This is a genomic window from Kitasatospora sp. NPDC041917 (assembly GCF_055589745.1).
This window is the reverse complement of sequence record NZ_JBVJBI010000033.1, coordinates 59,403-66,846: the sequence shown is the minus strand read 5'-3', so window position 1 is coordinate 66,846 and position 7,444 is coordinate 59,403. Positions and strand designations below refer to the sequence as shown.

Genomic DNA, 7,444 nt, shown 5'->3' with positions numbered 1-7,444 from the left:
GGGACACCTCAACACGTAATGCGCCGGAAATAGCCGAACGGAATTCACGGGTGGAATTGCCCACCCGTCGACCTGGGCGGATTGGCGTTTCGCAAGGGCCACCGCGGTCCGCCGGGTGGAATTCCCCGGCGTACCCGATGGCGCGTCATCCGCGAGCTTAGGGAGCGAACCGACCGGCACCAACCCCTAAGCAGGGCGGATGCCGGCCCCCGGTACCGGCCCCACAGTTAGGGGTGCCGGTCCGGGGACTTCCGGCCGGGGACCCCGGTCCCGGGGATTCCCACCGGGCGGTGCGGGGTTCGCCGGGTCAGCGGTTCTTGCGCTGGAACGACCGCACCGACAGCGGCACGAAGACCACCAGGAGGCCCACCGACCACAGCAGCGTCGCGGCCACCGGGTGGTCCACCGGCCAGGCGTGCGAGCCGGTCACCGTCCCCGGGTTGCCGAACAGCTCGCGGCAGCCGGCGGTCAGGGCGCTGAGCGGGTTCCACTCGGCGATGAACCGCAGCCAGGCGGGCATCCCGTCGGTCGGCACGAAGGCGTTCGACAGCATGGTCACCGGCATCACGAGCAGCGTGAGCTGCTGCGCCATCTGCTCGTTGGGGACCTTCAGGCCGAAGAAGCAGCCGACCCAGCTGAGCGCGTAGCGCATCAGCACCAGCAGCCCGAAGCCGGCCAGGGCGTTCAGCAGCCCGTCGGACGCGCGCCAGCCGACCAGCAGGCCGGCCACCGCCATGATGGCCACGCTGAGCAGGCCGCCGACCATGTCGGAGGCGGTGTGCCCGAAGGCGACCGCGACCCGCGACATCGGCATCGAGCGGAATCGGCTCATCAGTCCGCGCGAGACGTCGGCGGCGACCCTCTCGATCACCGCCACCACCGAACTGGCCGTCACCATCGCGAACAGCCCGGGCATCAGGTAGGCGCGGTAGTCACCGCCGCCCGGAATCCGGATGGCGCTGCCGAAGACGTAGCCGAACAGCAGCACCATCACGGCGGGGAAGATCAGGGCGGCGATCAGTGAGCCGGGCTCCTGGCGCAGCCGGCTGAACTCGCGCCCGACGAGGACGAAGCCGTCCGACAGCGCCCAGCGCAGGCGGGTCACCGGGGTCCGGCGGGCAACGGGGGTGATCTGGACGGTCATCAGGCGTGGTCCTTGACTCTGTCGTCGGCTCGGGCGCCGGCCGGGGCGTCGCCGTCGGTTTCGGTGTCGGCCGGGGCCGAGCGGTCGGTCAGGCGCAGGAACACCTCGTCGAGGGTGGGGCGGCGCAGGCTGACGTCGGCGACCTCGATCCCCGCCCGGTCCAGCTCCCGGACGAGTTCGGCGACCCGCACGGTGCCGTCCGCGGACGGCACGCTCAGGCTGTTCTCGCCGGTCCCGGTCGGCTCGGCCCCGGTCAGCCGGTGCAGCACGGCGGAGGCCTGCGGCAGCAGCGCCGGGTCCTCGACGACCACGTCGAAGCGGTTGCCGATCGTCGACTTGAGTTGGTCGGGGGTGCCCTCGGCGATCACCCGGCCGTAGTCCACCACCGCGATGTCGTCGGCCAGTTGGTCGGCCTCGTCCAGGTACTGGGTGGTGAGCAGCACGGTGGTGCCCTCGGCGACGAGCTCCCGCACGCAGTCCCAGATCTCGCCGCGGCTGCGCGGGTCGAGGCCGGTGGTCGGCTCGTCCAGGAAGAGCACCTGGGGGCGCAGGATCAGGCTGGCGACGAGGTCGAGCCGGCGGCGCATGCCGCCGGAGTAGCCGCGCACCTGCCGGTCGGCCGCCTCCATCAGGCCGAAGCGCTCCAGGAGTTCGTCGGCCCGCTGGTGCACCTGCCGACGGGGCAGGTGGTAGAGCCGGCCGAACATCCGCAGGTTGCCGCGGCCGGTCAGCTTCTCGTCCACCGCGGCGAACTGCCCGGCCAGGCCGATCACCGAGCGCACCCGGTCGGCCTCGCGGACCACGTCCAGCCCGGCGATCCGGGCGTGCCCGGCGTCCGGGTCCATCAGGGTCGCGAGGATGTTCACCGCGGTGGTCTTGCCGGCGCCGTTGGGGCCGAGCACCCCGCAGACCGTCCCGGCCGGGACGGCGAGGTCGAGCCCTCGTAGGGCGTGGACCTCGCCGAAGTGCTTGTGCAGTCCTTCGGCGAGGATGATCGGGTCCGCCATGATCCCTCCACTGGGAAGTGCCGTGTGCGCGGGTCGCGCCGTACGCGGTCGTGGTGCGGTCGCGGCCGACCCGCGCCGGGGAGCCGTGCGCCGACGCCGGGTCAGCTCGCCGACAGCGGGAACTCCCGCAGGCCGCGAATGATGAAGGAGCCCCGCCGGCGCACCGGCCCGGCCTGCCGCAGCCCGGGCATCCGGGAGATGAGGGTCCGGTAGGCCACCTCGGCCTCGAACCTGGCCAGCGGCGCGCCCAGGCAGTAGTGGATGCCGGCCGAGAACGCCAGGGTGTCGTTGCGGCTGACCCGGGTGATGTCGAAGCGGGCGGGGTCGGGGAAGACCTGCGGGTCCCGGTTGGCCCCGGCGGCCACGATCGCCAGCTCGCTGTCGACGGGCAGCACGACACCGCCCAGCTCGACCGGCTCGTGGACGATCCGCCGGTAGGTCTGCACCGGCGGGTCGTGGCGCAGCGTCTCGTTGACCACGTTCTGGGCCAGTTCCGGGTCCTCGGCCACCATCCGCCACTGCTCGGGGTGGCGCAGCAGCGCCAGGATGCCGTTGCCGATCAGGTTGACGGTGGTCTCGGTGCCGGCCAGCGGCAGGAACATGCACAGCGGCAGCAGTTCGTCCATGCTCAGGCTGCCCTCGTCGACCAGCGGCAGCATCCGGCTGATCATGTCCTCGCGCGGCTCGACCCGGCGCTGCTCGACGATCCGGGTGAACAGCTCGGTCATCCCGGCGATGGCGGCGTCCACGCTGCGCGCCTTCTCGTAGGTGACCACACCGTCCAGCAGCGGGACGATCTCCCGGCTGAGGTGGTGGAAGTGCTCCCGGTCCTCCTCGGGGATGCCGACCAGGTCGCCGATCACCGCGGTCGGCAGGTGGTGGGCGAAGGCGGTCATCAGGTCGAACCGGTCGCCCTGGGCCAGGATGTCGTCGATCAGCCGGTGGCAGATCTCCTCGGCCCGGTCGCGCCAGCGCTCGACGACGCGCGGGTTGAGGGTGGGCATGGTCATCCGGCGCAGCCGGGTGTGGTGCGGCGGGTCGAGGCCGAGCATGGAGTTGTCGAAGTTCATGAACTCCGGCACCTTCTCGCCGTCGGCCTTGCGCACGCCGAAGCGCTTGTCCCGCAGCACCTGGTTGGCGAGTTCGTGGTCGGTGGTGACCCAGGTGCCCAGCGGGCTGCGGTAGACCCGGCCCCGCGCCCGGATCTCCTCGTACGCGGGGTAGGGGTTGTCCGGCGCGCTCAGCACCTTCGCGTAGGGATCGCCCTGGGCGGCGAGCTTGCGCACCAGGTCGTGGAAGAAGCGCATCTGCGCCCGGAGTTGCCGCTCACTCGACTCCATCGTCCCGTGCCCCTTCAGCCTCCGCGAATGGGGCCGAGCGTAGGCATGGCCGTCACAGGGCCGACACCCCTATCCGGGGCCCGGGCAGGTGATTAGGGGCCGGGCCTGGGAGCCGGTCGCGACGTCCGGGGCCGCGCGGGTCGGATCCGGGTGTCAACCGTTCGATCGCGGGAAGTTCCACCGGATGGATATCACCAGGTCGATCCGGGCGCGGCGGTGCGGGCCGGACACTGGTGGGACCTCGGAGAACGGAGACCAAGACCGTGCCAGCGATCGTCGTTTCGAACCTGCGGATGCAGTACGGCCAGAAGGTCGTCGTGGACGACATCTCGTTCGAGGTGCAGGAGGGGGAGATCTTCGGCATCCTCGGCCCCAACGGCGCCGGGAAGACCACGACGGTCGAGTGCATCGCCGGGCTGCGCAAGCCCGGCGGCGGGAGCATCTCGGTGCACGGCCTGGACCCCCAGCGCGACGCCGCCAAGCTGCACCGCATCCTGGGCATGCAGCTCCAGAAGAGCGAGATGCCGGACAAGCTGCGGGTCGCCGAGGCGATGGAGCTGTACGCCTCCTTCTACGACGACCACGCCGACTGGCGGGAGCTGCTCGCCGAGCTGAACCTGCTGGACAAGATGAACAGTCCGTTCGCCAGCCTCTCCGGCGGCCAGAAGCAGCGGCTGTCCATCGCGCTGGCGCTGGTCGGCAACCCGAAGGTGGCCGTGCTGGACGAGCTGACCACCGGTCTGGACCCGGCGGCCCGGCGGGACACCTGGGAGCTGATCGAGCAGGTCCGCGCCCGGGGCATCACCGTCGTCCTGGTCACCCACTTCATGGAGGAGGCCGAGCGGCTCTGCGACCGGCTGGCCCTGATCGACGGCGGCCGGATCGTCGCGCTGGACACCCCCGCCGGTCTGGTGGCCGGGGTGGGCGCCGAGCAGAAGGTGCGCTTCCGCCCGACCTCCCCGCTCGACGACCACATCCTGACCTCGCTCCCCGAGGTGACCTCGGTCCAGCGGCACGGCTCCCAGGTGGAGGTCACCGGCACGGGCAACCTGGTGTACGCCGTCACCTCGGCGCTCGCCCGCAACCAGATCGTCGCGGCCGACCTGCGCGCGGAGCTGGCCAGTCTGGAGGACGCGTTCCTCGCCCTGACCGGCCGCCGGTTCGACCACCCCTCCCACTGATCCCCGGCCCGTAGCCGACCCCCGACCCCTAGAAGGAGGCCCCCCGTGCGGGCGATGAACCGGCTCACGGCCGTGGAGTTCAAGCTCTTCCTGCGAGACCCGGCCGCGTACTTCTGGACGCTGCTCTTCCCGGTCGCCCTGGTGGTGATCATCGGCAGCATCCCGTCCTCCCGCGAGTTCAAGGCCGAGCTCGGCCAGCGCGCCATCGACTCCTACACGCCCGTCACCGTGGTGCTGGCCTTCGCGATGACCGGCCTGTTCATCACCCCGGGCTACCTGGTGGGCTACCGGGAGAAGGGCATCCTGCGCCGGCTGTCGACCACGCCGGTGGGCCCGGCCCGGGTGCTGATCGCCCAGTTGGTGGTCCAGATCACCGTGGCGATCGCCACCACCGTCCTGGTGCTCGCGACCGCGCGCCTGCTGTGGGACGTCAAGCTGCCGAGCAACCCGCTCGGCTTCGCGCTGACCTTCCTGCTCTCGGCCACCGCGGTGCTGTCCATCGGGCTGTTCGTCGCCTCGGTGCTCAAGACCACCAAGGCCGCCACCGGCGCGGGCAGCATGCTGTTCTTCCCGCTGATGTTCTTCGCGGGCCTGTACGTGCCCCGCGACCAGATGCCCGCCGCGGTCAACCGGATCGGTGACTTCACCCCGCTCGGCGCCTCCGTCCAGGCCTTCGGCGACGTGGCCAAGGGTCACCTGCCGGGCACCACGGCCCTGTTGGTCCTCGTCGGCTACACGGTGGTCTTCGGTGTCGCGGCCGCACGGCTCTTCCGCTGGGAGTAGGCCCGGGCCGGAGGTCCGCTCCGGGAGTAGGCCTAGGGTGGAGGTCCGCGGTCACGGGCGGTCGCGGCGGGGCGGGAGCCGGGGAAGCAGCGGGGGCCGAGGAGCAGCACCATGAAGAGCGCCGAACCGATCGACCTGCGTCGCTTCCTCACCCCCCTTCCCGTCGTGCTGCTGGGCGTGGCCACCGTGCTGTGCGTCGTGCAGCCGGAGGAGGGGGCGGCCACCGCCCGCGTCACCGTCTTCCCGCTGGTCGCGGTGACCGCCGCGTGGACGCTGGCGATGTACACCCTGCGGTCGCCGCAGTGGACGGGCCGCACCGGCCCGATGCTGACCTACGTGGCGGGCCAGCTGGTGCTGGCCGCACTGCTGATGACCCAGCACCCGATCTTCTTCGTGTTCGCCGTGATCGGGTTCGTCCAGGCCTACGACCTGCTCCCGCCGCAGTGGGCCTTCGTCAGCGTCGGCGCCACCTCGCTGATCATCAACCTGATCCCCGGCGGGGTGCCGGACAGCTCCCGGCGGATCGCCATCGCCGCCGCCTCGGTCTGCCTCCAGACCTGCCTGATCGGCCTGTTCGGCAACCTGTCGCACCGCTTCAACGAGCGCAGCGAGGAACGCTGCCGGCTGGTCACGGAGTTGAAGACGGTGATCGCCGAGAACAACGGCCTGCACGCCCAACTGCTGATCCAGGCCCGGGAGGCGGGCATCCAGGACGAACGCGAGCGGATGGCCCGGGAGATCCACGACACCATCGCCCAGGGACTGGCCGGCATCATCACCCAGCTCCAGGCCGCCGACCGGGCCCGACCGCAGCCCGAGCAGCGCGAGTGGCACCTCGAACAGGCCCGGGGGCTGGCCCGGGAGAGCCTCACCGCGGCCCGGCGCTCGGTGGCCGCGCTGCGGCCGGCGGAGCTGGAGGAGGCGCACCTGCCGAACGCGATCCGGGAGCTGGCCCAGCGCTGGTCGGCGCGTGCGGGCGTGCCGGCCTCGGTGGAGACCACCGGTGATCCCGTCCCGCTGCTGACGGAGATCGAGGTCGCCCTGTTCCGTGCCGCCCAGGAGACCCTGGCGAACACCGCGAAGCACGCCGCTGCCAGTAAGGTCAGACTGACCATTTCCTACCTGGAGGACACGGTCATGCTGGACGTTCACGACGACGGGGTCGGCTTCACCGTGACCGACCTCGACGGGCCGCCGCCCGCCGACGGCGACAGCGGGTACGGACTGGACGGCCTGCGCCGACGGCTCGACCGGGTGCTCGGGACACTGACCGTGGAGAGCACCCCGGGCTCGGGCACCGCGGTGAACGCGAGCGTGCCCGCGATCCGCCGGGGCGGCGGCGCATGAGCGAACAGCCCGCCCCCGTACGGCTGCTGATCGTCGACGACCACCCGATCGTCCGGGACGGCCTGCGCGGCGCGTTCGCCAACAGCCCGGAGTTCGAGGTCGTCGGCGAGGCCGGCAACGGCGCCGAGGCGCTCGACCGGGTCGCCGAACTGAAGCCCGACCTGGTGCTGATGGACCTGCGCATGCCGGTGATGGACGGCGTCACCGCGATCCACCGGCTCGGCGAGAGCGCGCCCGAGGTGCGGGTGCTGGTGCTGACCACCTTCGACACCGACAACGACGTGCTGCCCGCGATCGAGGCCGGCGCCACCGGCTACCTGCTGAAGGACGCGCCCACCGAGGAGCTGCTGCGCGCGGCCCGGGTCGCGGCCCGGGGCGACGCGATGCTCTCCCCCGCCATCACCAAACGGCTGATGGACCGGGTGCGCCGGCCCAGCCTCGGCGTGCTGAGCGCCCGTGAGCTGGAGGTGATGCGGCTGGTCGCCCACGGCTCCTCCAACAAGGAGGTCGCCGGCAAGCTGTTCATCACCGAGGCCAGCGTCAAGACGCACCTGCTGCGGATCTACGACAAGCTCGGGGTCCGCGACCGGGCGGGCGCGGTCGGCGAGGCGTTCCGGCGCGGTCTGGTGACCTGACCCGGAA

General features: G+C 71.7%; 7 protein-coding genes. 4 read left to right on the top strand and 3 right to left on the bottom strand.

Annotation, left to right across the window (positions count from 1 at the left end):
• Window positions 1–307: 307 nt before the first annotated feature.
• The 3 genes from ACZ6EM_RS30510 to ACZ6EM_RS30500 form a co-directional block, all read right to left on the bottom strand.
• Window positions 308–1,144: an ABC transporter permease gene (locus ACZ6EM_RS30510; RefSeq protein WP_452179156.1), complete on the bottom strand. Its 837-nt coding sequence runs from the start codon at window positions 1,142–1,144 to the stop codon at window positions 308–310.
• On the bottom strand, window positions 1,144–2,151 hold the full coding sequence (locus ACZ6EM_RS30505; RefSeq protein ID WP_401054403.1) for an ATP-binding cassette domain-containing protein: 1,008 nt from the start codon (window positions 2,149–2,151) through the stop codon (window positions 1,144–1,146). The genes ACZ6EM_RS30510 and ACZ6EM_RS30505 overlap by 1 nt, the downstream gene beginning before the upstream one ends.
• Window positions 2,152–2,252: 101 nt before the next feature.
• Entirely contained in the window at window positions 2,253–3,491 is a 1,239-nt protein-coding gene (locus ACZ6EM_RS30500) for a cytochrome P450 (protein ID WP_401054401.1), read from the bottom strand.
• Between the two features lie 263 nt (window positions 3,492–3,754).
• Here ACZ6EM_RS30500 and ACZ6EM_RS30495 point away from each other — a divergent pair, with 263 nt between their 5' ends.
• The 4 genes from ACZ6EM_RS30495 to ACZ6EM_RS30480 all read left to right on the top strand — a co-directional run bounded on the left by ACZ6EM_RS30495 (window position 3,755) and on the right by ACZ6EM_RS30480 (window position 7,437).
• Entirely contained in the window at window positions 3,755–4,672 is a 918-nt protein-coding gene (locus ACZ6EM_RS30495) for an ABC transporter ATP-binding protein (RefSeq protein ID WP_387689964.1), read from the top strand.
• Window positions 4,673–4,726: 54 nt separating this feature from the next.
• A complete protein-coding gene (locus ACZ6EM_RS30490) occupies window positions 4,727–5,455 on the top strand; it encodes an ABC transporter permease (protein ID WP_465773726.1) in 729 nt (242 codons plus the stop codon).
• A gap of 111 nt (window positions 5,456–5,566) precedes the next feature.
• The gene (locus tag ACZ6EM_RS30485) at window positions 5,567–6,802 is read left to right on the top strand and encodes a sensor histidine kinase (RefSeq protein ID WP_465773723.1); all 1,236 of its coding nucleotides are present in this window, start codon (window positions 5,567–5,569) and stop codon (window positions 6,800–6,802) included.
• Window positions 6,799–7,437 (top strand): response regulator, encoded by a 639-nt coding sequence (locus ACZ6EM_RS30480; protein ID WP_401045039.1) that lies wholly within the window; start codon window positions 6,799–6,801, stop codon window positions 7,435–7,437. Before ACZ6EM_RS30485 ends, ACZ6EM_RS30480 begins: the two co-directional genes overlap by 4 nt.
• Window positions 7,438–7,444 lie beyond the last annotated feature (7 nt).